At 68.9% G+C, this 24,903-nt stretch carries 33 protein-coding genes and 2 pseudogenes; 26 read left to right on the forward strand and 9 right to left on the reverse strand.

What is annotated here, in order from left to right; translation table 11 throughout:
* Positions 1–44: 44 nt before the first annotated feature.
* From ACIBBD_RS28235 to ACIBBD_RS28270, 8 genes are all read left to right on the forward strand, one after another.
* Positions 45–644 (forward strand): flavodoxin family protein, encoded by a 600-nt coding sequence (locus tag ACIBBD_RS28235; protein WP_399422387.1) that lies wholly within the window; start codon positions 45–47, stop codon positions 642–644.
* 48 nt (positions 645–692) lie between these two features.
* The gene (locus tag ACIBBD_RS28240; protein WP_399422388.1) at positions 693–1,085 is read left to right on the forward strand and encodes a nuclear transport factor 2 family protein; all 393 of its coding nucleotides are present in this window, start codon (positions 693–695) and stop codon (positions 1,083–1,085) included.
* 25 nt (positions 1,086–1,110) lie between these two features.
* On the forward strand, positions 1,111–1,809 hold the full coding sequence (locus ACIBBD_RS28245; protein ID WP_399422389.1) for a type 1 glutamine amidotransferase domain-containing protein: 699 nt from the start codon (positions 1,111–1,113) through the stop codon (positions 1,807–1,809).
* A 153-nt stretch (positions 1,810–1,962) separates the two neighbouring features.
* On the forward strand, positions 1,963–2,832 hold the full coding sequence (locus ACIBBD_RS28250) for a helix-turn-helix domain-containing protein (RefSeq protein WP_399422390.1): 870 nt from the start codon (positions 1,963–1,965) through the stop codon (positions 2,830–2,832).
* A 74-nt stretch (positions 2,833–2,906) separates the two neighbouring features.
* Complete coding sequence (locus ACIBBD_RS28255; protein ID WP_399422391.1) at positions 2,907–3,365, forward strand: alcohol dehydrogenase catalytic domain-containing protein; 459 nt, start codon at positions 2,907–2,909, stop codon at positions 3,363–3,365.
* A gap of 65 nt (positions 3,366–3,430) precedes the next feature.
* Positions 3,431–3,601 (forward strand): hypothetical protein, encoded by a 171-nt coding sequence (locus ACIBBD_RS28260; protein ID WP_399422392.1) that lies wholly within the window; start codon positions 3,431–3,433, stop codon positions 3,599–3,601.
* Positions 3,602–3,656: 55 nt separating this feature from the next.
* The gene (locus tag ACIBBD_RS28265) at positions 3,657–4,130 is read left to right on the forward strand and encodes a transposase (RefSeq protein WP_399422393.1); all 474 of its coding nucleotides are present in this window, start codon (positions 3,657–3,659) and stop codon (positions 4,128–4,130) included.
* Positions 4,082–4,522, forward strand: coding sequence for a transposase (locus ACIBBD_RS28270; RefSeq protein WP_399422394.1), 441 nt, complete (start codon positions 4,082–4,084; stop codon positions 4,520–4,522). The genes ACIBBD_RS28265 and ACIBBD_RS28270 overlap by 49 nt, the downstream gene beginning before the upstream one ends.
* A 144-nt stretch (positions 4,523–4,666) precedes the next feature.
* Here the strand turns inward: ACIBBD_RS28270 and ACIBBD_RS28275 are convergent, their stop codons facing one another.
* Positions 4,667–5,131: a hypothetical protein gene (locus tag ACIBBD_RS28275; RefSeq protein ID WP_399422395.1), complete on the reverse strand. Its 465-nt coding sequence runs from the start codon at positions 5,129–5,131 to the stop codon at positions 4,667–4,669.
* 152 nt (positions 5,132–5,283) lie between these two features.
* On the opposite strand from ACIBBD_RS28275, the pseudogene ACIBBD_RS28280 reads away from it, so the two are divergent.
* Positions 5,284–5,460 (forward strand): annotated as a pseudogene (locus ACIBBD_RS28280) (RidA family protein); the annotation flags it as partial.
* Position 5,461: 1 nt separating this feature from the next.
* Here ACIBBD_RS28280 and ACIBBD_RS28285 read toward each other — a convergent pair.
* Positions 5,462–6,331, reverse strand: a complete 870-nt coding sequence (locus ACIBBD_RS28285) for a helix-turn-helix domain-containing protein (protein WP_399422396.1) — start codon at positions 6,329–6,331, stop codon at positions 5,462–5,464.
* Positions 6,332–6,351: 20 nt separating this feature from the next.
* Positions 6,352–7,305 carry a helix-turn-helix domain-containing protein gene (locus ACIBBD_RS28290; RefSeq protein WP_399422397.1) on the reverse strand — a complete coding sequence of 318 codons (954 nt, stop codon included), beginning with the start codon at positions 7,303–7,305 and terminating at the stop codon, positions 6,352–6,354.
* Between the two features lie 422 nt (positions 7,306–7,727).
* Between ACIBBD_RS28290 and ACIBBD_RS28295 the strand changes: the two genes are divergently transcribed.
* The 8 genes from ACIBBD_RS28295 (at position 7,728) to ACIBBD_RS28330 (ending at position 14,223) form a co-directional block, all read left to right on the forward strand.
* On the forward strand, positions 7,728–8,066 hold the full coding sequence (locus ACIBBD_RS28295) for a carboxymuconolactone decarboxylase family protein (protein WP_399422398.1): 339 nt from the start codon (positions 7,728–7,730) through the stop codon (positions 8,064–8,066).
* Between the two features lie 93 nt (positions 8,067–8,159).
* Positions 8,160–8,561, forward strand: a complete 402-nt coding sequence (locus ACIBBD_RS28300) for a cupin domain-containing protein (RefSeq protein WP_399422399.1) — start codon at positions 8,160–8,162, stop codon at positions 8,559–8,561.
* 34 nt (positions 8,562–8,595) lie between these two features.
* Positions 8,596–9,612: a zinc-dependent alcohol dehydrogenase family protein gene (locus ACIBBD_RS28305; RefSeq protein WP_399422400.1), complete on the forward strand. Its 1,017-nt coding sequence runs from the start codon at positions 8,596–8,598 to the stop codon at positions 9,610–9,612.
* 22 nt (positions 9,613–9,634) lie between these two features.
* Positions 9,635–10,060 (forward strand): nuclear transport factor 2 family protein, encoded by a 426-nt coding sequence (locus tag ACIBBD_RS28310; protein ID WP_399422401.1) that lies wholly within the window; start codon positions 9,635–9,637, stop codon positions 10,058–10,060.
* 105 nt (positions 10,061–10,165) lie between these two features.
* Positions 10,166–10,537, forward strand: coding sequence for a DUF2255 family protein (locus ACIBBD_RS28315; protein WP_399422402.1), 372 nt, complete (start codon positions 10,166–10,168; stop codon positions 10,535–10,537).
* 70 nt (positions 10,538–10,607) lie between these two features.
* A complete protein-coding gene (locus ACIBBD_RS28320; protein ID WP_399422403.1) occupies positions 10,608–12,194 on the forward strand; it encodes a Na+/H+ antiporter in 1,587 nt (528 codons plus the stop codon).
* A gap of 56 nt (positions 12,195–12,250) precedes the next feature.
* Positions 12,251–13,216 (forward strand): amidohydrolase family protein, encoded by a 966-nt coding sequence (locus ACIBBD_RS28325; RefSeq protein WP_399422404.1) that lies wholly within the window; start codon positions 12,251–12,253, stop codon positions 13,214–13,216.
* 20 nt (positions 13,217–13,236) lie between these two features.
* Positions 13,237–14,223, forward strand: a complete 987-nt coding sequence (locus ACIBBD_RS28330) for an aldo/keto reductase (RefSeq protein ID WP_399422405.1) — start codon at positions 13,237–13,239, stop codon at positions 14,221–14,223.
* On the opposite strand, the gene ACIBBD_RS28335 is transcribed toward ACIBBD_RS28330, so the two are convergent.
* The 3 genes and pseudogenes from ACIBBD_RS28335 to ACIBBD_RS28345 form a co-directional block, all read right to left on the reverse strand.
* A complete protein-coding gene (locus ACIBBD_RS28335; protein ID WP_399422406.1) occupies positions 14,187–14,528 on the reverse strand; it encodes a hypothetical protein in 342 nt (113 codons plus the stop codon). The genes ACIBBD_RS28330 and ACIBBD_RS28335 overlap by 37 nt on opposite strands.
* Before the next feature lie 7 nt (positions 14,529–14,535).
* Positions 14,536–14,838, reverse strand: a pseudogene (locus tag ACIBBD_RS28340) (IS5/IS1182 family transposase); the annotation flags it as partial.
* Between the two features lie 212 nt (positions 14,839–15,050).
* Complete coding sequence (locus tag ACIBBD_RS28345; RefSeq protein ID WP_399422407.1) at positions 15,051–15,404, reverse strand: ArsR/SmtB family transcription factor; 354 nt, start codon at positions 15,402–15,404, stop codon at positions 15,051–15,053.
* 112 nt (positions 15,405–15,516) lie between these two features.
* Between ACIBBD_RS28345 and ACIBBD_RS28350 the strand changes: the two genes are divergently transcribed.
* From ACIBBD_RS28350 to ACIBBD_RS28390, 9 genes are all read left to right on the forward strand, one after another.
* A complete protein-coding gene (locus ACIBBD_RS28350; RefSeq protein ID WP_399422408.1) occupies positions 15,517–16,626 on the forward strand; it encodes an alkene reductase in 1,110 nt (369 codons plus the stop codon).
* 134 nt (positions 16,627–16,760) lie between these two features.
* Entirely contained in the window at positions 16,761–17,039 is a 279-nt protein-coding gene (locus ACIBBD_RS28355; RefSeq protein ID WP_399422409.1) for a hypothetical protein, read from the forward strand.
* 296 nt (positions 17,040–17,335) lie between these two features.
* Positions 17,336–17,662 (forward strand): PadR family transcriptional regulator, encoded by a 327-nt coding sequence (locus ACIBBD_RS28360; RefSeq protein ID WP_399422410.1) that lies wholly within the window; start codon positions 17,336–17,338, stop codon positions 17,660–17,662.
* Positions 17,659–18,015: a DUF1048 domain-containing protein gene (locus tag ACIBBD_RS28365; RefSeq protein WP_399422411.1), complete on the forward strand. Its 357-nt coding sequence runs from the start codon at positions 17,659–17,661 to the stop codon at positions 18,013–18,015. Before ACIBBD_RS28360 ends, ACIBBD_RS28365 begins: the two co-directional genes overlap by 4 nt.
* 1 nt (position 18,016) lies before the next feature.
* Positions 18,017–18,343, forward strand: coding sequence for a DUF1048 domain-containing protein (locus ACIBBD_RS28370; protein WP_399422412.1), 327 nt, complete (start codon positions 18,017–18,019; stop codon positions 18,341–18,343).
* Positions 18,344–18,688: 345 nt separating this feature from the next.
* Positions 18,689–19,675 (forward strand): ATP-binding cassette domain-containing protein, encoded by a 987-nt coding sequence (locus ACIBBD_RS28375; RefSeq protein ID WP_399422413.1) that lies wholly within the window; start codon positions 18,689–18,691, stop codon positions 19,673–19,675.
* Positions 19,672–20,457, forward strand: coding sequence for an ABC transporter permease (locus ACIBBD_RS28380; protein ID WP_399422414.1), 786 nt, complete (start codon positions 19,672–19,674; stop codon positions 20,455–20,457). The genes ACIBBD_RS28375 and ACIBBD_RS28380 overlap by 4 nt, the downstream gene beginning before the upstream one ends.
* 223 nt (positions 20,458–20,680) lie before the next feature.
* Positions 20,681–21,115 carry a DUF1707 domain-containing protein gene (locus tag ACIBBD_RS28385; protein WP_399422432.1) on the forward strand — a complete coding sequence of 145 codons (435 nt, stop codon included), beginning with the start codon at positions 20,681–20,683 and terminating at the stop codon, positions 21,113–21,115.
* Positions 21,112–21,339, forward strand: a complete 228-nt coding sequence (locus ACIBBD_RS28390; RefSeq protein ID WP_399422415.1) for a ferredoxin — start codon at positions 21,112–21,114, stop codon at positions 21,337–21,339. Before ACIBBD_RS28385 ends, ACIBBD_RS28390 begins: the two co-directional genes overlap by 4 nt.
* Positions 21,340–21,474: 135 nt before the next feature.
* Here the strand turns inward: ACIBBD_RS28390 and ACIBBD_RS28395 are convergent, their stop codons facing one another.
* From ACIBBD_RS28395 to ACIBBD_RS28405, 3 genes are all read right to left on the reverse strand, one after another.
* Positions 21,475–22,113, reverse strand: coding sequence for an FMN-binding negative transcriptional regulator (locus tag ACIBBD_RS28395; RefSeq protein ID WP_399422416.1), 639 nt, complete (start codon positions 22,111–22,113; stop codon positions 21,475–21,477).
* 50 nt (positions 22,114–22,163) lie between these two features.
* Positions 22,164–23,684, reverse strand: a complete 1,521-nt coding sequence (locus ACIBBD_RS28400) for an FAD-dependent monooxygenase (protein ID WP_399422417.1) — start codon at positions 23,682–23,684, stop codon at positions 22,164–22,166.
* A 66-nt stretch (positions 23,685–23,750) separates the two neighbouring features.
* Positions 23,751–24,800 (reverse strand): zinc-binding alcohol dehydrogenase family protein, encoded by a 1,050-nt coding sequence (locus tag ACIBBD_RS28405; RefSeq protein ID WP_399422418.1) that lies wholly within the window; start codon positions 24,798–24,800, stop codon positions 23,751–23,753.
* Positions 24,801–24,903 lie beyond the last annotated feature (103 nt).

Genomic DNA, 24,903 nt, shown 5'->3' on the forward strand with positions numbered 1-24,903 from the left:
GAGAGCCGGTCCCGCAGAAAAATCATTCGAGGAGCACGATCACCATGTCCCATCCCGGCCGGCCCACCGTCGCCATCGCCTTTCATTCGGGTTACGGCCACACGGCCGTCATCGCCGACGCCGTGGCGCGTGGTGCTGCCGGAGCCGGCGCCGAGGTCGTCTCGATCTCCGTCGACACAATCACCGACGAGCAGTGGGCACAGCTGGACGCCGCCGACGCGATCATCTTCGGTTCCGCCACGTACATGGGCACCGCCTCTGCGGCCTTCCACACCTTCGCCCAGGCCAGCAGCAAGCGCTGGTTCCCGCATGCCTGGGTGGACAAGCTCGCCGCGGGCTTCACCAACTCCGGCGCCAAGAGCGGCGACAAGTCATCCACCCTGGGTTACTTCGCCACTCTGGCCGCCCAGCATGGCATGCACTGGATCAGTCTGGGTCTGCTGCCGGGCCGGGATTCCACCAAGGGCAGCGAGGACGACATCAACCGGCTGGGCTTCTTCCTGGGCGTCGGCGCCCAGAGCCCGACCGACGCCGGCCCCGAGGCGGTCCACACGTCGGACATCGCCACCGCGGAACACCTGGGCGCGCGCGTCGCACGCCAGGCCGCGATCTTCCGCGCGGGGCGAACCGCCCTCGCCGCCTGATCACAGGACCTTTTCCCGCTTCATCCACCCCCCTGCAAGGAGCACGCCATGTCCGATTCCCCGAGCCTCGCCCTCGTCCGCCGGGTCTACGAGTTCCGAATGGCACCCGAGGTCACCAAGGAGGTGATGGCTGCGGACTTCGTCTGGGACATCACCCCCGGCTTCCCGAACAGCGGTGTCTACCACGGCTGGGGCAGCGTGGCCACGGACTTCTTCGGCAAGACGATGCCGAACTACGAGTCCTTCGCCGCGGTGCCCGAGGGGTTCTACGCGGACGAGACCGGCCATGTCTTCGTCTACGGGCACTATCACGCCGAGACCAAGACCGGGAACAAGGCCGACGTCCGGTTCATCCACATGTGGACCGTCCGTGACGGCAAGGCCGTGGAAATGCGGCAGGCCGCCGACAGCCACGTCCTCCAGGAAGCCTTCAAGGGCTGACCCTTCCTCTCATCAGGAGCTCCCCGTGGCGAAGATCCTCTTCGTGATCACCGCGTCCGACCACTGGACGCTGGCCGACGGAACCCGCCAGCCCGCCGGCTTCTGGGCCGAGGAGGCCCTCGGCCCGTACCAGGTCTTCAAGGAGGCCGGATACGAGATCGCGGCCGCGACACCGGGCGGGGTGCCGCCCACGGCGGACGCCCTCAGCCTCACTCCCGACTTCAACAACGGCGAGGAAGGCGCGGAGCGCATGCGGACCGCGCTGCGGGAGGCGACCGAGCTGGCGCACCCGATGCGCATCGAGGACGTGGGCATCGACGACTACGTGGCCGTCTTCTACCCCGGCGGCTGGGGTCCCATGGAGGACCTACCCGAGGACGCCGCCTCCGGCAAGCTGCTCACCGACTGGCTCGCCTCGGGCAAACCGGTGTCCCTGGTGTGCCACGGCCCCGCCGCACTGCTGGCGACCATCGGGCCCGACGGGACCTCCCCGTACGCCGGCTACCGCCTGACCGGCCTGTCCAACGCCGAGGAGAAGCAGAACGGTCTCGCGGACCGCGCGAAGTGGCTGCTGCAGGACCGCCTCGTGGGCGAACTCAAGGCCGACTACCGTGAGGCCGACCCGTTCACCCCGCACGTCCAGGTCGACCGCACCCTGTTCACCGGACAGAACCCGTACTCGGCCGTCCCCCTGGCCCAGGAACTGATCAAGGCACTGAGCTGACGACCCTGAAGGCTCACGCCGGTGGCCCGGTGGCCCGGTGGCCCGGTGGCCCGGTGGCGCTCGCGCTCTGGGCAACCGGCCCCGTCGCAGGATCAGACAGGGGAAGGATCTGTCCCCCTCACACGACGCGGCGTTTGTGCCAGGCTGAGGGCCATGAACCGCAACCCGCGTCTGAACGAGCTGGGTGAGTTCCTCAAGGCCCGTCGGGCCGAGCTCACCCCCTCCGAGGTCGGCCTCCGCGGCGGGCCACGGCGGCGTGTGAAGGGTCTGCGCCGTGAGGAAGTGGCACTCCTCGCCGCGATCAGCACCGAGTACTACACACGGATCGAGCAGGGTCGGCTCCAGGCGTCGACTCCCCTCCTCGACGAGATAGCCCAGGCCCTGCGACTGAACGACGACCAGCGCACCTACCTCTTCGACCTCGCGGCGAAGGAGAAGGTGCGCCCGTCCACGTACCGCGAGCGCCAGCAGGTGGACCCGCAGCTGCAGCGCATGCTGAACGATCTCACCGCCTCCCCGGCCTTCGTCATCGGCCGGTGCACCGACATCCTCGGCTGGAATCAGCTCGCCGCCGCCCTGTGGACCGATTTCGGGCGCTACCCCGAGCAGGAGCGCGTGTTCGTCCGGCTGCTGTTCACCGAACCCTGGATGCGCGATCTGTACGTTGACTGGGAAGAGGTCACGCGACTGGCCATCGCCCAACTGCGCATGGAGAGCGCGCGCTACCCCGACGACCAGCCCCTCACCGCCCTGGTCGAGGAACTCTCCGCCCGTGACGGGCAGTTCCGGCAATGGTGGACCGAACACGACGTTGCGATGCGGGGCCAGGGCGTCAAGAAGCTGCGCCACCCGGTGGTGGGTGAGCTGACGCTCGACTGGAACACGCTCACCTGCGGCACGGACCCCGACCAGCACATCATCGTGTGGAACGCCGAACCCGGCACCCCCTCCCACCACGGACTGCGCCTCCTCGCTTCCTGGGCCGCCGACCACAAGAGGACGGCGTCCGACGCGGCGACCTGATCCGTCTGTGCGCGCGCCCACAAGGGCTGACCGGCGGCGTGATGTCACGCATAGGGGGAGAGATGTGTCCCCCTATGACCGTATCCCCGCCAAGATGTTTCCCCTTGTCCAGGCGGACGCGAGACGGAAAGGTCGGGCGCCTCAACGACCGCGTGTCAGACAACGAGGTGCTTCGCGTGAAGGCTGTAGGTATCACGGAATTCGGTGGCCCGGAGGTGCTTCAGGTCCTTGAGCTGCCTGTCCCGGATGCGAGGCCGGGGGAGGTGCGCATACGGGTGCGCGCCGCGACCGTCAACGCGGTCGACGCCCTCCAGCGCAGCGGACCCGCCCGGTCCCCGGAGGCCCGGCTGCCGTTCGTTCCCGGCATGGAGGCCGCCGGCGTCGTGGACCGGATCGGCGCGGGTACCGACACGGACCTGAGCGTCGGTGACCACGTGAACTGGTCAGATCCAGCGAACTCTCGGCCCACCAGACCCGCGCGGGGCTTGCCTGCCTGCGGGACATCATCACCGAACGCGGCTGGCCGCCGCTGATCTGGAACCTGAAGGACGGCTACAAGTTCTGCGCCGACCCCGCCAAGCTCCATGCATACGAGGTCGTGATTCTCCGGGACAAGCTCACCCAGATCCGGCGGTTCATCACCGGAACCGTCGCCCCGCATACTGCCCTCCCTCCCGAAGGCCGGTGGGTCAAGCACTTGAACACCCAGCTCAACTCGGTCGAGTCCACGCTCGACGTCATCGCCGACTACACCGATGCCGACGCCTGATCGGCGGGCCCGGCCGCTTCGCGACCGGGCCCGCCCCGTCTCTGACGGAGGAACATTGCCACGCAGGCCTTGCTACCCCTCCGACACCTGGGACGACGAGTGGGTGCTGATCGAACCACTGCTGCCGGTTCCGGCCTGCGAGACCCCGGCCGGCGGCCGTCCAGAGAAGCACCCCCGCCGGGAGATCGTGGACGCGATCCGCTACGTCGTGGACACGGGTTGCGTGGCGGGCCTCGCCCAAGGACTTCCCGCCCTGGCGCACGTGTACGGGTTCATGGCCCGCTGGGCCGCCCGCGGCGTCGTCGGCCAGATTCGTGACCATCTCCGCATGCGGATCCGCCGCGAGATGGGCCGGGCGCCAGGGGCGGTGGCCACCGTCATCGATTCCCAGTCGATCAAGCCCGCCGACACCGTCGGCAAGGATTCCCGCGGCAACGACGCCGGCAAGAAGATCAACGGCCGCAAGCGGCACACCTGGTCGTGGACACCAAGGACCTGCCGCTGTTCGTGGTCACCCCGGCCGACATGACCGACCGCAACGCGGCCAAGGAAGTGCTGTTCCGGCTGCGACTGATGCACCCCGAGATCACCATCGTCTGGGCCGACTCCGCCTATGCCGGACAGCTCGCCGACTGGGCGAAGACCTTCCTGAACCTGACGATCAAAACCGTCAGCAGGCCGAAGAACGTCCCCGGGTTCGTCGTCCTGCCCCGGCGCTGGGTCGTCGAACGTTCCCATGCCTGGGTCATGCGTGCCCGTAGACACGCGCGCGACTACGAACGGCTCATCCAGCACTCAGAACCGCTCATCACCTGGGCCGCGATCACCCTGATGACCAGGCGTATCACCCGTCGAAACTCACGCAGGAGCAGACAGTCGGCCTCCCGCGAGACCCACCGCGACCGATCCTCTCGGCACTGACGGTCAGCAGTGCCACCAAGAGGTCACCAGGCCCCAAGCCCGCCCAATTCTCGCAGCCCCACAACGGTTTCACCGGGCAACCGGCAACCAGCACCGTTCGAATCAGGCTGGACAAACGCGCAGCTCCAGGACTGAGGCAGGAATTCAGGCGTCGTTTGCTTGCTGATTTGGGCGAGCGCTGCCGAGGTCAACCGTCTCGGCGGTGATCTGCGCGAGGGCGCCCTGGAGTCGGCGGACGGCATCTTCCGCCTCCGTGTATTCACCAGGGCTCGGGAGGATGGTGCCGAAGGTGCCGCCGCCGTCAGATGGCAGAGCGCGCCAGCGCAGGACCGGTTCGAGGGCGTTGAGAGCGCCGGAGAGGAACCAGGCCAGGCGGCCGTGAGTGCGCGCGAGGGAGATGGCCAGAACGGCGAGGGTTTCGCGCAGGTGTTCGAGCCGCTTGATCTGCGGCAATGCCTCCTGGACGTCCTGCGGGCCGACAGCGTCGCGCAGGCGGGCCTCGGTCTCAAGGGCGAGTGCGCGGTCGCTCGGCTCCAGTTTCCACACCTGACCTTGGATCTGCTGTTCAGCTTCCTCAGCCAGCACTGCGACGATTCTCCGCATGTCCATGCGGATCACTCTAAATGAACGGACCCCGCCGCTCGACGCGGCCTCTGTTCGAACAGGTACTGAGCTTGTTCTTTTACCTCGCGCCGCGTCGGACGGTCGCGCGGTAAGGCAAATCTCGGTGCGTGTCGGGGCGGCGTGGTCAGACTCGCGGCATGACAGCGAAGATCAGCCGCATCAACCCCGATCAATTGCATGAGACGCCGGGCTACCACCACATCACCGTGGTGGAGACGGGCCGAACGGCTTACCTGGCGGGGCAGTGCCCCCTCGACCAGGGCGGCTCTCTCGTCGGCCCGGGCTCCCTCGAGGTGCAAGTCGCTCAGGTTGTCGTCAGACTGCCGCATCCTGTGCGGGCTGGTCCGGTTCCGCGGTCCACGACGCCAGGAACAGAAGCCCGTCGTGGGACGGAGTACCGGGATCGGCGGTCGCGATCACCAGCTTCTGTGTGGGATCGGCGGTGCAGGTCAGGCTGTCCCAGTCGAGGGTGAGGTCGCCGACGATCGGGTGGCGCAGCCTCTTGGTGCCCATCCGTCGGCCGTTCATCTGGCGTCCTGCCCACCACTGCCGGAAGTCGGCGTCGGCGACGGACAACTCGCCGACGAGCGCGGTCAGTCCGGGGTCGCCGGGGTGCCGGGCGGCCTCCATGCGCAGATGGGCGACGCAGGTGCGGGCGTTCGTCCTCCAGTCGAGGCAGAGCTCTCGGAAGGCGGGGTCGGTGAACATCAGCCGCGCGTAGTTGCGCTTCTTGGCGGGCACGTTGTCGAAGTCGGTGAGCAGAGCGGCCGCCAGGGGATTCCAGGCGAGGATGTCGAGGCGCCGTCCGAGGACGAGTGCGGGGGTCGTGGTCAGCTCGTCCAGGATGCGTCTGAGCTGTGGGTGAACCTTCTGTACCGGTCGACGGCGCGGTTCGCACGTGCCCCTCGCCGCCAGCTCGAACAGGTGGTCGCGCTGGACGTCGTCGAGATGCAGGACGCGGGCGAGCGTGGCGAGCACCGACCTCGACACGGGGGCGCGCCCCTGTTCCAACCGCGCGTAGGCGTGGGTGCTGATCCCCACGAGTTGAGCGACCTCCTCACGGCGCAGCCCGGGAACTCGCCGGGGCGTCCCGGACTCGGGCAGACCGACGGTCCGCGGGCTGAGCTGGGCCCGGCACACCTTGAGGAATTCTCCCAGTTCAAGCATTTGCACCTTGGCGTACATGGCAGCGAGTGTCACAGTATTCAGTCGGACTGTAAGGGGGAGGTTTTTCTCCCAGGTCTCTCGTCTGTTCTTCGCGAATCGGCGGAGCCGGTGAGACCGTCGTAGCAGCCGGGCTGACCGGCCGTGAGCCCGCCGGGCCGACCGGTGGCTCGCGAGGCGAGGGCGCGCAGTCCGTCGTACGACGGCGTGCCCGGCTCCGCCGTCCAGACGACGAGTTCCTGATCGGGATCGCCGCCGCAGACGAGGGTGTCCCAGTCCAGGACGAGTTGGCCCACGAGGGGATGGTGGAACCTCTTGACGGCCGCCCTGCGCGACGGCGCACGACGACTTCCCCACCATTGACCGAATTCCGTGTCCTCCATGGAGAGTTCGCCGACCAAGCTGATCAACTGAGGATCGCCGGGGTGTTTGGCGGCCTCCATGCGCAGATGGGACACGCAGTCACGGGCGACGGCCCGCCAGTCCGCGTGGAGCGTCCGCATGGAGGGATCGGTGAAGAGGATGCGGACGTAGTTCCGCCTGCCTTCCGGCACCTTCGCGAAATCGGTGAACAGAGCGACGGCGAGCGGATTCCACGCCAGGATGTCCATACGGCGGCCGATCACCAAGCCAGGACTCAGAGTGAGATCGTCGAGCAGGCGGCGCAACTGCGGATGCGCCTCCTGTGCGGCCGGACGGCGGTGTCGTGTCCGTTGCCGGCCGCCCAGCTCGAACAAGTGGTCACGCTGGTGATCGGACATGTGCAGCACATGGGCGAGAGCGGCCAGCACTGACGCGGACGGTTGGATGCGGCCCTGCTCCAGCCGTGTGTAGTAGTCGGTGCTGATGGTGGCGAGCAGGGCGACTTCTTCCCTGCGCAGGCCGGGTACCCGTCGGCCGGCGGTGTCGGGCAGACCGACGGCGCGGGGGGTCAACTCGGCCCTCCGCGCCTTGAGGAATTCTCCCAGCTCATTCAGATGCGCGTCGCCGGTCATGACGTCAGTGTGGCATCGCTCGGCCGCCAAGAGGGGGGTAGAAATCTTCCCCCTGGATAAGGCGTTCCCCGGATGGAATTATCCCCTTTGCAGGTTCCCGTGAAAGTGACAGGGTCGGTGGCGCGTTCGGTGACCGGGATCGGTCTGCGGAGCGCCACGAGCGGAATGTCCGACCTCCGGAACAAATCAGCCCTCGGATGTCACCGATATCCAGCATTTCTGTGCAGGCGGAGGAGGCGAGGAGGGACAGTGCGGACGGATGCCCTCTTCCTCGGCAACAGCCCGGCGCTCACCGGTGACCCGCTGCGCGTACCTCTCCTCTGCCCTCGCCTCGATGCCCGGTGGGCCCACCCAGCCCCCCGGGTCGAAGCCGGGCAGCGTGGAGTCCCCCCACCCGAAGACCACGCCAGGAGCACCACCCCATGTCTGAACGGAAGAAGTTCGCACCGCCGGCCATCCAGGAGTTCGCCCCCAAGCTCGCGGAGGTGACCGACACCGTCCTGTTCGGCGACATCTGGGAGCGGCCGGGCCTGTCCCCGCGCGACCGCAGCCTCGTCACCGTCACCGCTCTGGCCTCTCTGTACCGGATCGACCAGCTCGGCTTCCACCTCGGCAAGGCGCTGGAGAACGGTGTCACCAAGGACGAACTGATCGAGGCCATCACCCATCTGACCTTCTACGCCGGATGGCCCAACGGCATGTCGGCGATGACCCAGCTCAAGGCGATTGTGGACAAGGCCGACCAGTCCGAATCCGGCTGAGGCCCTCCCCACCCCGCGCCACCATCGCGGGCTCGCCCCCCACGCTGCCGCCGCACCACCGGCGGCAGCACCGCCCAAGGGAAAAGACGCACGATGGAACTGCTGAAGCAGCCCCCGACCATGAAGCTTCCCGCCGAGTGGTTCACCGGCGACGCCTACGCCGATGTGATCCACCGCGGCGAAAACCCCTCCCGCATGCGGGCGAACATGGTCCGGTTCACTCCCGGGGCCCGCACCGCGTGGCACTCCCACGGCCTGGGCCAGACCCTCTACATCGTCGAGGGCATCGCCCTGGTGCAGTCCCGTGGCGGTCACATCATCGAGGCCCACCCAGGCGACGTCATCCACACGCCCCCGGGTGAGGAGCACTGGCACGGCGCCGCGCCCGACCAGTTCATGACCCACATCGCCTTGTGGGAGACGGACGACACCACGTGGCTCGAACACGTCTCGGACGACGAGTACAACGGCCCGCGCGTCAGCACCCGCGCCTGACGCGTCGGCACATCCAGAAGCCGGAGAGAGCATCATGCGAGCAACCATCATTCACGCGCCCGGTGACATCCGGGTGGAGAACGCTCCCGAGCCGAAGATCACGGCGCCGACCGACGCGGTCATCCGCACTGTCGCCACCTGCGTGTGCGGCTCCGACCTGTGGAGCTACCGGGGCATCAACCCGGTCACCGAGCCGCAGCCGATCGGCCACGAGTACGTCGGCATCGTCGAGGAGGTCGGCAGCGACGTATCGACCGTCATACCCGGCCAGTTCGTCATCGGCTCCTTCATCGCCTCCGACAACACCTGCCCGATCTGCCGGGCCGGCTACCACACCTCCTGTCTGCACCGGGACTTCCCCAACGGCTGCCAGGCCGAGTACATCCGCGTCCCCCTCGCCGACGGCACCCTCGTCGCCACCCCGGAGCAGCCCGCCGGGGAACTGATCCCCAGCCTGCTGACCCTCTCCGACGTCATGGGCACCGGCTGGTACGCCGCCAAGGCGGCCGAGGTGAAGCCCGGCTCGACCGCCGTGGTCGTCGGTGACGGCGCGGTCGGCCTGTGCGGCGTCATCGCCGCGAAGGAACTGGGCGCCGAGCGCATCATCGTCATGAGCCGGCACGCCTCCCGGCAGAAGCTGGCCCTGGAATTCGGCGCCACCGACATCGTCACCGAGCGCGGCGAGGAAGGCGTCGCCCGCGTCAAGGAACTGACGAACGGCATCGGCGCCGACTCGGTCCTGGAGTGTGTCGGCACCCATCAGTCGATGCACCAGGCCCTGCAGTCCACCCGACCCGGCGGCAACGTCGGCTTCGTCGGTATGCCGCACGGCGTGCAGATCGACGGCCAGGAGCTCTTCTTCTCCCATGTCGGCCTGCGCGGCGGCCCTGCCCCCGTACGCGCCTACCTCCCCGACCTCATCGACCGCGTCGCCGGCGGCCGTATCAACCCCGGCAAGGTCTTCGACCTCACCCTGCCCCTGGACGAGGTCGCCGAAGGCTACAGGGCCATGGACGAGCGCCGCGCCATCAAGACGCTGCTGCGTCCGTGACCGGAAGAACGGGCCGGCCGCCATGACCAGCCAGGCGATCGCCACTGTCGAGGCGTACTTCGATGCCCTCGGCGCGCGCGACATGGAGCGCGTCCTTTCCCACTTCCCGCCCGATGCGACCTGGACGATCCCGGGAAATCCGGCTCTGACGCCCTGGGCGGGGAGCCGCACCGGCCCGGAAGGGATCCGGCAGTCCCTCACCGAGTTCTTCACGGCTGTCGAGCCGCTCGCGTTCGAACTGGGGCCCATGGTGGAGGCCGACGGGCGGGTCCTGGCACCGGGCCGGTACGCGTCCCGGTTCCATCCCTCGGGGCAGGTGCTCGAAAGCGAGATGATCATGCGTTTCACCGTCGCGGATGGCCTGATCACCGACTACCGCGTCTTCGAGGACTCATTCGGTATCACCCGTGCCCACCTCGGTGGCTCCCTCACCGCCACTCCCACCTGAGTCCCCACGTGACCGCGCCCTTGGCCCCTTCCCGGCCGACCGCAGGCGCCCGACGAGCTTGACGGGCTTTTCTCCCGGAGGAGCCCAAGGATTGGAAGGTCACCGATGACGACCTGGACGAGCGACGAACTCGACCGCATCGCCAAGGCCGACGAACTGGAGATGGCCCCGCTCCGGCGTGACGGCACGCTGCGCGAGCCGGTGCCGATATGGGTCGTCCGCGACGGCGACGACCTGTACGTCCGCTCCTTCCGCGGTACGGGCGGCAGATGGTGGCGCACCGCCCGCGTGACCCACGTGGGACGCATCCGTTCCGGCGGGGTCGACAAGGACGTCACCTTCGCCGAGGTGCCGGACCCCGAGACCAACGACCGCGTCGACACGGCGTACCGGAGCGAGTACGGCCCGTTCGGCGGCGCGTACGTCGACCCCATGGTGGCGGCACGTTCCACGACGCTGCGGCTGCTCCCCAGATGACCAGGACGATCCCGATGGAAGCCGCTGAGCCACCGCCCACGCGGGCCGGCCCCGCACAGGAGTAAGTGTCATGCTCGGTCTCGAACTCGTCGTCATCCTGGGTGCAGCCGTGCTGGCGGGGAACTTCCTGGGACAACGCTTCCGTGTCGCGCCACCTGTCGTGCTACTGGCCCTGGGCGCCCTCATCGGTCTCGTCCCGGCCGTCCGCCGGTCCCAACTCCCGCCCGAAGTCGTGTTGTTGCTGTTCCTTCCCGTACTGCTGTACTGGGAGAGCCTGACCACGTCGATGCGGGAGATCCGCTCCAACCTGCGCGGCATCGTCCTGCTCAGCACCGTGCTGGTGATCCTCACCGCAGGAGCTGTGGCGGTCACCGGGCACGCACTCGGATTGCCATGGGGGCCGGCGTGGGCCTTGGGCGCGGCCGTGGCGCCGACCGACGCCACAGCGGTGAGCGCCCTGGCAGGTTCCCTGCCGCGCCGTCAGATCACGGTCCTGCGCGCGGAGAGCCTCGTCAACGACGGCACCGCTCTGGTGGTCTACGGCCTGGCGGTCGGTATCACCGTGGGCGAGGAGCACCTCACCCTCGCGCATGTAGGCGCGCTGTTCCTGCTGGCGTACGGCGGCGGAGCCGCGGTCGGCGTCGCGGTCGCCTGGGTCAACATGAACCTGCGCCGCCGACTGGACGATCCCCTGCTCGGCAATCTGGTCATGATCCTCGCGCCGTTCACGGCGTATCTGCTGGCCGAGTTGATCCACGCCTCCGGTGTCCTCGCGGTCGTGGTGAGCGGCCTGATCATGGCCCAGGTGGCGCCCAGCCTCATCCGCGCCGAGCACCGTCGCCAGGCCCTGGCCTTCTGGCCCCTGGCCACGTTCATCATCAACGGGGCTCTGTTCGTCCTGGTGGGAGTGGAACTGCAGTACGCGTTGCGCCACCTGAGCCGGGCCGACCTCAGGGACGCTCTCATCGCGGTCGGGGCGGTCAGCGTGGTCCTCGTCGCAGTCCGGTTCGCGTTCCTGTTCTCCTCCGCCTACCTGATCCGCGCGATCGACCGGCGTCCCGAGCAACGGCTGCGGAGAATGAGCGACCGGGCACGGGCGGTCAGCGGGCTGGCGGGCTTCCGGGGCGCGGTGTCGCTGGCCGTGGCACTGTCCGTGCCGGAGACCCTCGACTCCGGTGCGCCGTTCCCCGGCCGGGCGTTCATCGTCTTCGTCACCTCGGGCGTCATCGTGGTGACCCTCGTGGTGCAGGGGCTGCTGCTGCCGGGCGTGGTGCGCTGGGCCCGGCTGCCGCGCGACACCTCCGTCGACGAGGAGCAGATCCTCGCCGAGACCACGGCGACCGAGGAGGCCATCAAGGCGCTGCCCCAGCTCGCGGCGCACCTGGGCACCACCCCCAAGGTCACGGAGTGGCTGCGCCAGGAGTACGAGGCCAACCTGGCGACCGTACGAGCAAGGGGGGCGGGCACCGACGACGATCCCGCCCTGCTCCACAACCGGCACTACACCGACCTCCGCCTCGCCCTCATCGCCACGAAGCGCGCGACCGTCGTCCGTCTGAGGGACGAGTCGCATATCGACGACACCGTGCTCCGCCGGCTCCAGGCCGCCCTGGACAACGAGGAGGTCCGGCTGGCCGGGGGCGAACAGGTGGAGTAGGCGCAGCGACCACCCGGCCTCGACGCCCCCAGCCCAAGAGAAGGAATCCCGCCGCCATGACCTCCGGCCTCATCGACGTCCACGCCCACCTCCTGCCCGACTTCTACGTCCAGCAGGCGACTGCGGCGGGCCACGCCCACCCCGACGGCATGGGCGGCTGGCCATCATGGTTCGTGCGGGACCACCTCGATCTGATGGACCGCAACGGCATCGAGATCGCCATGCTCTCCATGTCCTCTCCCGGCGTGCACTTCGGCGACGACGACAAAGCGGCCCGACTCCTCGCGCGCCGCGTCAACGCGTACACCGCCGAAGTGGCGCGGGACCACCGGGGCCGCTTCGGCAACTTCGTGTCGCTTCCGCTGCCGGACGTGGACGGCGCGTTGGAGGAGATCGCCTTCGCCTTCGACGAGCTGGGCGCCGACGGTGTGGCGTTGCTGACTCACACCCACGGTGTGTATCTGGGCGACGAACGCCTCGAGCCGGTGTTCGCGGAGCTGGACCGCCGGGGGGCCGTGGTCTTCCTGCACCCCACCTCACCCGTGTGCTGGGAGCAGTCCGCTCTCGGCAGGCCGCGCCCGATGGTCGAGTACATCTTCGACACGGCTCGGACCGTCGCAAACCTGATGATGGCGGGCGTCCTGACACGTCACCCGGACATGCGCGTGATCGTCCCGCACTGCGGTGCCGCGGTCCCGGTCCTGGCCGACCGCATCAACGAGTTCATGCAGCTCATCGTGCCTTCGCGGGAGGCGCCCGCGCGCGACGCCGTGCAACAACTGGGGTCCCTGTACTACGACATGGCGGGTACGGCCTTCCCACGCCAGGTTCCGGCCTTGCTGAAGCTGGTCGGCCCCGACCGCGTGCTCTTCGGCAGCGACTACTGCTGGACGCCGGCACCGCTGGCCGACGCCCACATCGCGGCGATCGACGCGGCCGAGCCACCGGCGGAAGGCGCCACGTGGCGCTCGCTCACGACAGCGAACGCCTTGCGCCTGTTCCCGCAGGCGCCGCCACGGTGAAACATCCACAAGGAGGAAGAATGCACACGCGAACCCTTGGGAGCGACCTCCGGGTCTCCGCCATCGGCCTGGGTGCCATGGGCATGTCCCAGAGTTACGGCCCGAACCCCGGTGACCGGAGCGACATGATCGCCGTGCTCCGTGGAGCCGTCGATCTGGGGGTCACGTTCTTCGACACCGCGGAGGTGTACGGCCCCTACGTCAATGAGGAACTCGTCGGAGAGGCCCTGGCCCCGGTGCGGGACGAGGTGGTCATCGCCACCAAGTTCGGATTCCGGATCGAGGACGGTGCGTCCGTCGGACTGAACAGCCGGCCCGAGCAGATCCGCTCCGTCGCGACGGCTTCCCTCAAACGGCTGGGAGTCGAGAGGCTCGACCTGTTCTACCAGCATCGCGTCGACCCGCAGGTGCCCATCGAGGACGTCGCAGGCACGGTGGGCGAGCTCGTGCAGGAGGGCAAGGTCCGCTGCTTCGGACTCTCGGAGGCCAGTGCGCAGACCATCCGGCGTGCCCACGCCGTCCACCCGGTGACGGCGGTGCAGAGCGAGTACTCGTTGTGGACGCGGGATCCGGAGCCGGAGGTCCTGCCGACGTGCACGGCGCTCGGCATCGGATTCGTGCCCTTCAGTCCACTCGGCAAGGGGTTCCTGACCGGAGCGGTGGACGCCTCGACACCGTTCGCGGCCGACGACGTACGCACCACCATTCCCCGGTTCACGGCCGAGAACCGGGCAGCGAACCAGGCGCTGGTCGAGCACGTCGCCGCCCTCGCGTCGGCGAAGGACGCCACACCGGGGCAGGTGGCCCTCGCCTGGCTGCTCGCTCAGCATCCGTCGATCGTTCCGATCCCCGGAACCCGGCGCACCGCGCGCATCGAGGAGAACGCCGGCGCCACGAGCGTTCCGCTCTCCGCTGACGAACTGTCGGACCTCAACAAGCTCGCAGGGCGGATCGGCGTGAAGGGAGACCGTTACAACACGCACCACATGTCGCTGGTGAACAGGTAGCGGACCCGCGCTTCCCGCTCGAGGTTCTTGTCCTGCTTGTCGATCACGCGGGCGGGGGCGGTCGCGAAGAGCTTTTCTGCCATCGGCCAGCCCTTGGCGCGAGGCCGGACCCGGGCCCGGGCACGCCCGTACACCGGGTCGTGCCCGGCCTCGACGCGATGCCGTTCGGAGATCGAGAGCGGCCGCCGGGCGAGCTGCTGCGGGCGGCCGAGGTCGACGCGCTCGGTGGAGCGCATCACCGGGCGCCGCTCGCCGTCGGCGGACAGCAGGAACAGCCGGCGCACGTGGTAGAGCGCCCACGGCATGTCGAGCTCGCGCCGTGTGACCGGCCTCGGTGACGGCGGTGGCGAAGGCCTGCGCGGTCACCCACTTCGGGTCGGTGCGTACCTTGCCGAGCACGCGCCAGTTCTTCAGATGCGCGAAGCCGTGCTCGGCCGGCGCCCGGACCGCGGCCAGCGCCGTGTTGGACAGTTTCTGCCCGCGGGGCAGCGGCCGGTTCCGGGCAGCCTTGTAGCCGGTGATCACCGCCGGGTCGGCAACCGGGCCGCTGTCGTCGAGGCCGACGAAGCCCAGGTCGGCGATCGCGCCGAGCCCGGCCGCGCGGAGACGGGCGGTGGGGATACGCGGCCGGTACCACCGTCCACCGATTCACGTGGCGGCGCGCCCGGCGTCGGTGGCGATCGAGGCGGCCGTGCGCCGGTGCACGTGTCCGATGCCGTGGTGCGAGGCGGTCGCGTTCGTCACTCGGGTTCAGGGCCAACCAGGCCGTATGCGTCAAGCCGCTGCGACGGATCCGGTTCGTCGCGTCCACAACGGCTCACTCAGCGTCACGCGCTGTCGCAGTTCGTGTAGGGCTCCACGCGGCCGACGCTCTCCTTCAGAACGAGGTCGATCAGTCCGGGGAACCGCTGGTCCAGCTCATCCTTGCGCAGGGTGTTGATGCGGCGGGTGCCGACGTCGTGCTGCCGGATGAGACCGGCCTCGCGCAGGACGCGGAAGTGGCGGGTGAGCACGGACGCGGTGATGTCCCTGTTGAAGCCGCTGCAGGTCAGACCGGGTGAGGCGGCGAGAGTGACGACGATGGTGAGTCGGAGCTCGTCGGTCAGCGCGCTCATGATCTTGAAGAGGTCGAAGTCCTCTACGTCGGGGTGGACGAGCGGGGACGAAGTACGGCTGGCCATGAGGGAAGGATAACGCGCCGAGCTACATGTACGCGTCGACGCGTACATGAGCTACGGTGGAGGAACGGAATGACCTTCATTCCGTTTCCCATCGCATCGCAAGAGGACGCCCATGTCTGTCAACGCTTCAGAACTTTCGCCTACTCCGTCGCTTTTCTCCCCTGTCTCTCTCGGGAAGATCGAGCTCGCCAACCGCATCGTCATGGCACCGCTGACCCGGGTCCGGGCCGATTCCTCCGGCATCCCCGGGGACCTCATGGTCGAGTACTACCGGCAGCGGGCGAGCGTCGGAATGATCATCACCGAGGGCACCTACCCCGACCACGCGTCGCAGGGGTATGTCGGTGAGCCGGGCATCGCCACCGACGAACAGGCGGCCGGCTGGCAGCGGGTGTTCGAGGCGGTGCACGCCGAGGGCGGCCGCATCGTCCTGCAGATCATGCACGCCGGCCGCGGCACCCACCCCGACATCAACGGCGGCCGCCGCATCCTCGCCCCCAGCGCGATCGCCATCGACGGCAAGACGTTCACCGAGAAGGGCGAGCAGCCCTACCCCGTACCGGAAGCGATGACCACCGCAGAGATCCGGGCAGCCCTGGAGGACTTCGTCACCGCGGCCCGCCGGGCCATCGAGGCGGGAGCGGACGGCGTGGAAATCCACGGCGCCAACGGCTACCTGCTCCAGGAGTTCCTCTCCCCGGCGGCCAACCGGCGCACCGATGGATACGGCGGCTCGCCGCAGAACCGCGCCCGTTTCGTCGTCGAGGTCGTCACGGCGGTCGCCCAGGCCGTCGGTGCCGAGCGGGTCGGGCTGCGGATCTCGCCGGAGGTCGACCTCGGGGACGTCTTCGAGACCGACCGGGACGACGTTCTTGCCACCTACGGCACCCTGGTGGACCAGCTGCGCCCGCTGGGCCTGGCCTACCTCTCCGTGCTGCACGCCGAGCCGGGCGGCGACCTGGTGCAGGAGCTGCGGCGGCGTTTCGACGGCAAGCTGATCGTCAACAACGGCTTCGAGAGCCAGACCACCCGCGAGCAGGCGCTCCAGCAGATCGAGGCCGGCCACGCCGACGCCGTGGTCGTGGGCCGGGCCCTCATCGCCAACCCCGACCTGGTCGAGCGCTGGCAGGGTGGCCACCCGGAGAACGAGCCGCGACCGGAACTCTTCTACGCACCGGGCGCCGAGGGCTACACCGACTACCCCTTCCTCGAAGCGGCTTGAGGCTAACGGTCGCGCTTGTCCGTACCGCGAGGCTTGGGGGGTTGAGGCAGAGCGGGAGGAGTTGGTGATCGCCGAGCGGGTGCTGCACCGTCTGGCGGAGCGGAACCACGGCCGAGGCGGAGGCCGCCGCGGCCGTGGTTCTGGTGAAAGCGCAGGTGGCGGTGCGGTCCTGCTGGTCCCACACCGCGGCGGTGATCCGGACGAGACTCGCGCTGCCTGGCGACTGCCGCCGGATCCTCCGGATCGTTCAGGCCGCCGACGGTCCGGTGCGGGTCAGGACGGTGGGCGAGGAACTGGGCTTGGAGGCGGTGGTGCGCGGGAAGCTGGAGCCGCTGCGGGCGAAGCTGACGAAGCTCGCCGATCGCGGCTGGCTGTACAAACGCTTTGACGGGCGGTTCACCGCACGCCGGTAGCCCGCACCGTAACCGGCGGGCCGACGACGGCAGTTGAGTTGGTGTGAAGAACAACAACGAAACCGTCGAGGGCCTGCCAGCCTTGTCTACGGGGATCGGGGCGTTGCGGTGATGACCTACGAGCCCCCACTGACTGCGGAGCTGGCCCGACGCGTGGCCTCCGCTGTGGAGCCCCGGTCCTCGCCGACCGGTCCCGGCTTTACGCCTACCGGAGATACTGACGTCCTCCAGTACTCGGTGCTACCGTATAGTGGTACTCGGTACCACGCAGTACCGGCAGCTGAGGAGCACCCGCGATGGACGACCTGACGGAGATGTTGAAGGGCACGCTCGAAGGATGCGTGCTCGAAATCATCGGCAACGAGGAAACCTACGGGTACGCCATCACCCGTCAGCTGAACGAGCTCGGCTTCACCGACGTCATCGAGGGGACGGTGTACACCATCCTGCTGCGGCTGGAGAGGAACGGACTCGTCCAGGTGACCAAACGGCCATCCGGGGTCGGTCCGCCGCGCAAGTTCTACGCGCTCAACGACGCAGGACGCGAAGAACTCGCGAAGTTCTGGGCGAAGTGGCAGTACGTCTCATCACGCATCGACAGGCTCAAGGAGGGCGGAAGATGAACTTCTGGGAGAAGGTCACAGGCAGCGATCTCACCAGGGAATGGAAGGCGTTCCAAGCCCGGGCCGAGACCCTGCCGGACGACTACCGGGCGGCGTGGGGACAGATCACCACCCACATCTTCCCCTACGGGGACTTCACCGGCCGCAACCTGATGCCGATCCTCGACGCCGCCCTGGGGCTGCTCGAAGTAGCAGCGGCGGACGGACAGAGCGTCCACGAGGTGCTCGGCGACGACATCCAAGGCTTCTGCACCGCGCTCGCCGGTGGAGAAGGGGCTCGAACCCATCGCGACCGGTGGCGCGAGCAGTTGAACAGGAACGTCGCAAGGAAATTGAGCCGGTTGGGAGACTGACGTGAGCATCCAGGACATCATCGAGGGAAAGAAGCAGTGGCGGGCGCACGTGGCTCGGGTCAAGGCCCTCCCGCCGGACTACCAGATCGTCTACAAGGAAATGCAGAAGTACCTGTTCAAGGTCGGGCCGATCAGCCTGCCTGACGGGCCCCTGCTCCCTGGGATCGTCGACTTCTTCGAGGAGGGCGTCGCCACAGGCAAGGGAGTCTTGGAACTCATCGGCACCGATGTCGCCGCGTTCTGCGACGACCTGATCAAGGACTCTCCCACCTACGCGGACGTCTACCAGGAATCCATCAGCGGGGAACCTGGCGCGGACGAGAAGTGACACCCGTCGCCCCATGCCAGCGGGCGTAGCCCGCCCGAGCGGTTCGTGAAACTGCCGCAGATCCTGTCCACCGAGGTGGTCGAGCAGGTCGGCGAGACCTGACTCAGCCGCGCCAATGTCGGCAACGTCCTCGGAGCAGCAGTCCAGGCGAGGGGGCCCGCGTCTTCACCGCCCGGCCGCGGGCCGGGATCGAGGGCACTGCGTAACCGTCGAGCAGCACCCTCGCGCTCACTCCTCGCCCTCTTCGTCCTCATCCAGCCGCTGGTGCTGTAGCGCACCCGTCTCGCCGACGCGCCGCATCCCTTCATCCAAGCCTCAATGGGAGTACCCATGCCCTCTTCTGTCATGCCTGCATCAAGGCAAGAGAGCGACCGGCAGTCGCCCGCGGCCGTCTCCGTCGTGGGCCTGCGCAAGTCATATGGCGACAAGGTTGTCCTGGACGGCATCGACCTGCGGATTCCGGCCGGTTCCGTGTTCGCCCTGCTCGGTCCGAACGGCGCCGGCAAGACCACCGTGGTGCAGATCCTGTCCACACTCATCGCCGCCGACGGCGGGCAGGCCCAGGTCGCGGGCCACGACGTCGCCGCCTCGCCCGGTGGGGTCCGCGCGGCGATCGGCGTCACCGGCCAGTTCTCGGCCGTGGACAACCTGATCACCGGTGAGGAGAACATGCTCCTCATGGCGGACCTGCACCACCTGTCGAAGGCCGAGGGGCGGCGGGTGACCGCGGAGCTCCTGGAGCGCTTCGACCTCACCGAAGCCGCGAAGAAGCCCGCGGCCACCTACTCCGGCGGCATGAAGCGCCGCCTCGACATCGCCATGACGCTGATCGGCAATCCGCGGATCATCTTCCTCGACGAGCCGACGACCGGCCTCGACCCGCGCTCCCGCCACACCATGTGGGGGATCATCCGCGAGCTGGTCGCCGACGGCGTCACCGTCCTCCTCACCACCCAGTACCTGGAGGAGGCCGACGAACTCGCCGACCGGATCGCGGTGCTGAACGACGGCAAGATCGCCGCCGAGGGCACCGCCGGCGAGCTCAAGCGCCTCGTCCCCGGCGGGCACGTCCGGCTGCGCTTCACCGACCCGGCCGCCTACAGGGCCGCCGCCACCACGCTGGACGAAGCCGCCGGGGACGACGAAGCCCTCACGCTCCAGGTCCCCAACGACGGCAGCCAGCGTGAGCTGCGCGCCATCCTCGACCGGCTGGAGGCCGCGCACATCGAGGCCGACGAGCTGACCGTGCACACGCCCGACCTCGACGACGTGTTCTTCGCCCTGACCGGCGGTGTCGGCGTCCTCGACCAGGCCAAGGAGGCCACCCGATGAGCTCCTTCTCCCTCGCCGTGCGCGACTCGACCACGATGCTGCGGCGCAACCTGCTGCATGTGCGGCGCTACCCGTCCATGACGCTGAACCTGCTCCTGACGCCGATCATGATCCTGCTGCTGTTCGTCTACATCTTCGGTGATGTGATGAGCGCGGGCATCGGCGGGAACGACCGCTCCGACTACATCGCCTACCTCGTGCCGGGGCTCATGATGATGACCATCGGCAGCACGGTGATCGGGGCCGCGATGTCGGTCTCCATCGACATGACCCAGGGCCTCATGGCCCGCTTCCGCACGATGGCGATCTTCCGGGGCTCCCTGTTCATCGGGCATGTCGTCGGCAGCGTGCTCCAGGTGCTCGCCAGTCTGGTGATCGTCGGCGCCGTCGCCGTGGCCATCGGTTTCCGCACCACGGACGCCACCCCGCTCGAGTGGATCGCCGCCGTCGGCCTGCTCGCCCTGTTCGCCCTGGCGCTCACCTGGATCGCGGTGGGGATGGGCATGGCCAGTCCGACCCCCGAGGCGGCCAGCAACATGGCCATGCCCCTGATCCTCCTCCCGCTCATCTCCAGCGCGTTCATCCCCGCGGAGACGATGCCGGGCTGGTTCCAGCCGATCGCCAAGTACCAGCCCTTCACCCCGGCAACCGAGACTCTGCGTGGCCTGCTGCTCGGCACGCAGATCGGCAACAACTGGTGGATCGCCCTGATCTGGTGCGTGGTACTGACAGCGCTCGGCTACCGCTGGGCGCAGGCCGTGTTCAACCGCGGTCCGAAGTAGACGGGACCGGGACGCGGACTCCCCGCGATCCGGTCCGCCCGGGGCGGCGGAATCCGACGGAGCGTCGGTGCCCGCCGTCCCCGCGGCGTGGCCGGTCCGTGACCCGGAGGGTCCGCACCTCGGCTTCGGCTTCGACCTCGGCTTCGTCAAGGAGTGGCCCGTGAGAATCGACGCAGACCTCAAAAGCGGAGGGACCTTGGTGGAACAGCACCGGGATGCGGGTGTGCCGGGGGAGAACCCTCCGTTTGGGCAGGCCGGGCTACGGGCCTCGCACGGGGACCAGGACTGGACGGTGGAGGTCCTGCGGGTCGCCGCGGGGGACGGCCGGCTCATCTCGGACGAACTGGACGGGCGACTGGAGGCCGCGCTGTCGGCGGCTCGCCTTCAGCGGGTTCAAGTACCGTCGCCCCAGGGCGAATCGCGACAGGCCGCACGTGCTGAAGGTGGAGCTGTCGGGGCAGAATGTCTACGGGCGCATCGTGGGCAGGTCCTCGCGTCGGCTGTTCGGGCGGCAGCCGTGACCTCTTCCCGCTCCGTGTACGAGGTGTCCCGCGACGCCCAACCCCCTTTGCGGGGAGGCCTGTTGCACCCTCGGGTGCAGCGCGCCGGCCGGATATGCTCGCACCCCCGTCACCTCGCCGAAGAGGAGCTGTCATGAGCCCGCGTACCGAGGAGTCGGGCGGGGCAAGAGCCCGTATCCAGGTGGACCGGGACCGGTGCGTGGGTGGAGGAATGTGCGCTCTCGTGGCTCCGGACGTCTTCACACAGGACGACGACGGGCTGAACGAAATCATCGAGGGCCAGGAGCACAGCTCCGGATCGGCAGTGCGTGCGGCGATCCGGGCCTGCCCCGTCCAGGCCATCCGGATCGGCGGTGCGTGAGCCGTCGGCCGTGCCGGCACTCCGTCCTGCGGTCCGGAGCCCGGAAAAGGCCACCGTGCCGGACCGCCCCGACGGGCAGACCGGCACGGCAGCGTGTCACCTGTGATATGAGGGGAGAGGTGCGCCCGGCCCCCCTCAGGGCAGTCGGTCCATCAGCCCGGCGACGGCCCGGCAGTGCGTGCTGTGCTGCGCGTGGAAAGAACTCCGCACGCGGTCACGCACTTCAGCGGTCTGCTCCTGGCTCAGCTTGAAGATCCCGTCGGCGCCGGTCACCTGGACACGAAAGGCACCGACTCCCGGCAGGATCTTGCGGAAGTAGCCGATCGACTCACTCATGTCCCAGTCGCTGCCGAAGCGGCCCTCGAAGGCACGCACCGTGGCCGTGAGCACCTCCAGGGTCTCCTCGGCCGCATCGATCTTCTCCACCGCCCCGCGCACGTGCACCGAGGTGAAGTTCCAGGTCGGTGCGGCCGGGGTGTACGCGTACACGGAAGGTGTCACGTATCCGTGGGGCCCGGTGAAGGTCAGGAGTACGGGGTCGCCGCTGCGCAGTGCCGACCAGTGCGGGTTCTGCCGGTTGAGATGGCACAGCAGGACACTGCCCGACAGATCGGCCGTCTTGGTGTCGAACGACTCGGGGATCACCGGCAGATGCGTGGCGAACGGGACCTCTCCCGGCGCGCCGTTGCTCGTGAGCAGTGCCAAGGGGTGCTCCTTGACGACGTCGGTCATCCACGAGCTGTCGGGCGGACGGTAGAAGGGGGGGACGAACATCAGGACTCCTCGATACGGACGTGGTCAAGAACGTGGCGGCGTTCGCGCTCTCACCCCGGCAGGGCGGGGCCGAACCACTTGGCCAGAGCGCTGCGCAGGCCGGGGGAGGCGGGTGCGCCGTCCGAGGCGGCAGCCCAGGCGACATGTCCGTCGGGCCGGATCAGAACGGCGCACGGAGCGGGTGTCCCGTCGGCAGCGGGGACGGCCCAGTAGGCGTCGTCGCTCCGCGCCTCGACGTGGTCGACGCGGTCGGCCCACCCTCGGGCGGCCGCCGCCACCTCGGTGCCGCCGCCGAGGTCGAGCAGTACGGGGCGGGCGGTGCGCAGCAGTTCGTGGACGCGTGTGGCGCCGTCGGGCCTCTTGAGGTTGGCGTCGGGCACCCGGTGGCCGGCGAGGGGGTGATCGCCGTCGACCGGATACCGGACGTCCAGCCCGGTGAGCATGCCGCACAGATGGCGGTTGACCTCGTCGAACGTGATGAGCGAGCCGAACACCTCGCGCAGCGCGTCCATCTGCTCCCCGGGGCGGGCCAGGGCCGACTGCGCCCGGGTGTTGCGCAGCACCCGGGCCGCGACCGGGTGCCGCTCGTCGTGGTAGGTGTCCAGCAGGCTCACAGGCGCTCGGCCGCGCACCACCGAGGCCAGCTTCCAGCCGAGGTTGACCGCGTCCTGCACCCCCACGTTCAAGCCCTGCCCGCCGGCCGGATAGTGGATGTGCGCGGCATCGCCTGCCAGCAGCACCCGCCCGTTGCGGTACCGGGAGGCCTGCCGCGCCGCGTCGCCGAACCGGGAGACCCAGCGCGGGCTGTGCATGCCCCAGTCCGTGCCCGCCAGCCTGACCAGCGCCGCACGGAGCTGTTCGAACGTCGCCGGATCGTCCCGGCCGGCGACATGGCCGTACTCTGACGTGATGACCCGGTACCAGCCCGGTTCAAGTGCGATCACCGAGAAATGGCCTCCCGGGCAGCGCCGCATGAAGATGTAGTCCTCCGGCAGATCGGGGAGTTCGACGTCGCCCAGCAGCGCGGTCATCGTCGCCTCGGTGCCGGGGAAGCCGATGCCCGACAGCTTGCGCACGGCACTGCGCCCGCCGTCGCAGCCCACGAGATAGCGGGCGCGCAGCCGTGCCGGTGCCGACGACTGCGACGATGACAGTTCCGCCGTCACACTCAGCGGGTCCTGGCGGACCCCGGTCACCTCCGACGACCAGCGCACCCGTACGCCGAGTTCGGCGGCCCACTCCTCCAGCAGCCGCTCGATGGCCGACTGAAGGATCATCAGCGGCCTGGCGTGCCGGGACGCGGACTCGTCGAAGTCCAGCCAGAGGCCGGAGAAGTGGCCGACCGACTGGATCTCGCCCGCCGCGAGGAACCGGTCCAGGACCCCGCGCTGGTCCAGCACCTCCAGCGTGCGGGCGTGCATCCCGCCGGCCCGCGACTCACCGGTCCGCCCCGCGAGCCGGTCGACCACCACTACGTCGGCGCCCGCGAGCCGCAGCTCACAGGCGAGCATCAGTCCCGTCGGCCCGGCGCCGGCGATCACCACCTCCGTGTCCATCCCGGCGTGGCCCATGGTGTCTCCCTCCCTCGGATCACGTCCCCGACCTCGTCGAAGGACCTTTGCTGCGGCCCGGGCGGGTCACAGCGGGTTCACGCAGTACGTAGGGAAGTACGAGCCGATCCTGCCGTTCGCGTAGTCGTCGGCCAGGTCGGGCACCCGGTCGAAGCCGTACTGCACCTCGGACCCCGCCGGTGGCATCCAGCCCTCGGCCTCCTGGAAGTCCCGTATCGCCGGGGAGTCGGACAGCCGCCAGACGTGCGTGTTCACATGGATGTGGCGGCTGATGCTCTCGACGCTCCGCAGATGAGTCAGGCGCATACCCGCCTTCCACCCGCAGGTGGTGACGACCCCCTGACGTGCCAGGGCGCCCAGGGTGACGTCGTACAGGGGCTCGCCGATGTTGTCGACGAAGATCGCGACTCCGTGACCGTCGCTGAGATCCCGGGTCACGTGCAGGAAGTCCTCGACCGATTTCCGGTGCTGTTCGTGCCTCTCCCGGTCCGTGTGCCGACGGCGGGTGGGGCGGGAGAGAGCGGGGAACCGGCGGCGGTCCACCGGAGTGATGCCGTGCTCCCGCAGAAAGGCGACGCGCTCGTCGGAGCCCGCCGCCATGGCGACGCGGAACCCGGCCCGTCTGGCCAGCAGCAGCTCGGCGAACGCCACGCCTCCGCCCCACCCGAACACCAGATGTCGCGCCGGATCGTCGTCTGGGACCTGGGTGCGCCAGCATCCGTACGCCTTGTTCCAGTTGTCCCAGGCGGTGAAGTACCGCCCGTAGGAAGCCCATTGGGACAGCGAGTAGGCCGTGCCGTCTGGCAGCGGGAGAAGCAGCCGCGCGTCCATCTTCGACTGCTTGGTCAGCAGGCCGATGGTACCCGGTGCGTCGTAGGCGTGCGCGAGTTCCGCGTAGCCGAAGCGGTCCATCCTGCCGAAGGGCATCAGCAGACAGAGATCGCCCTCGCGGATCCTGACATCCGCCCCGCGCCCCGCGGTCACCTTGAGCACACGCACCACGCCCAGGTTCCCCAGGACCACCGCGTCCTCGCCGCGGCTGCTGCAGACGTCGATGGGCGAGCGCGTCAGCGCGTGGTCCATGTTGGCTTCCCAGGAGCCGATGATCGGCTCCACCAGGGCCTCGCCTTCCTTTAGGGGACCGAAGGCGAACCGGCCGTAGCGCAGTGCGGCACGGGGGCCGCCGTCCTGAGGGCCGGTCGTGGCGCCGGAGTGCAGA

This window comes from Streptomyces sp. NPDC051315 (assembly GCF_044455165.1).
Lineage (GTDB): Bacteria > Actinomycetota > Actinomycetes > Streptomycetales > Streptomycetaceae > Streptomyces.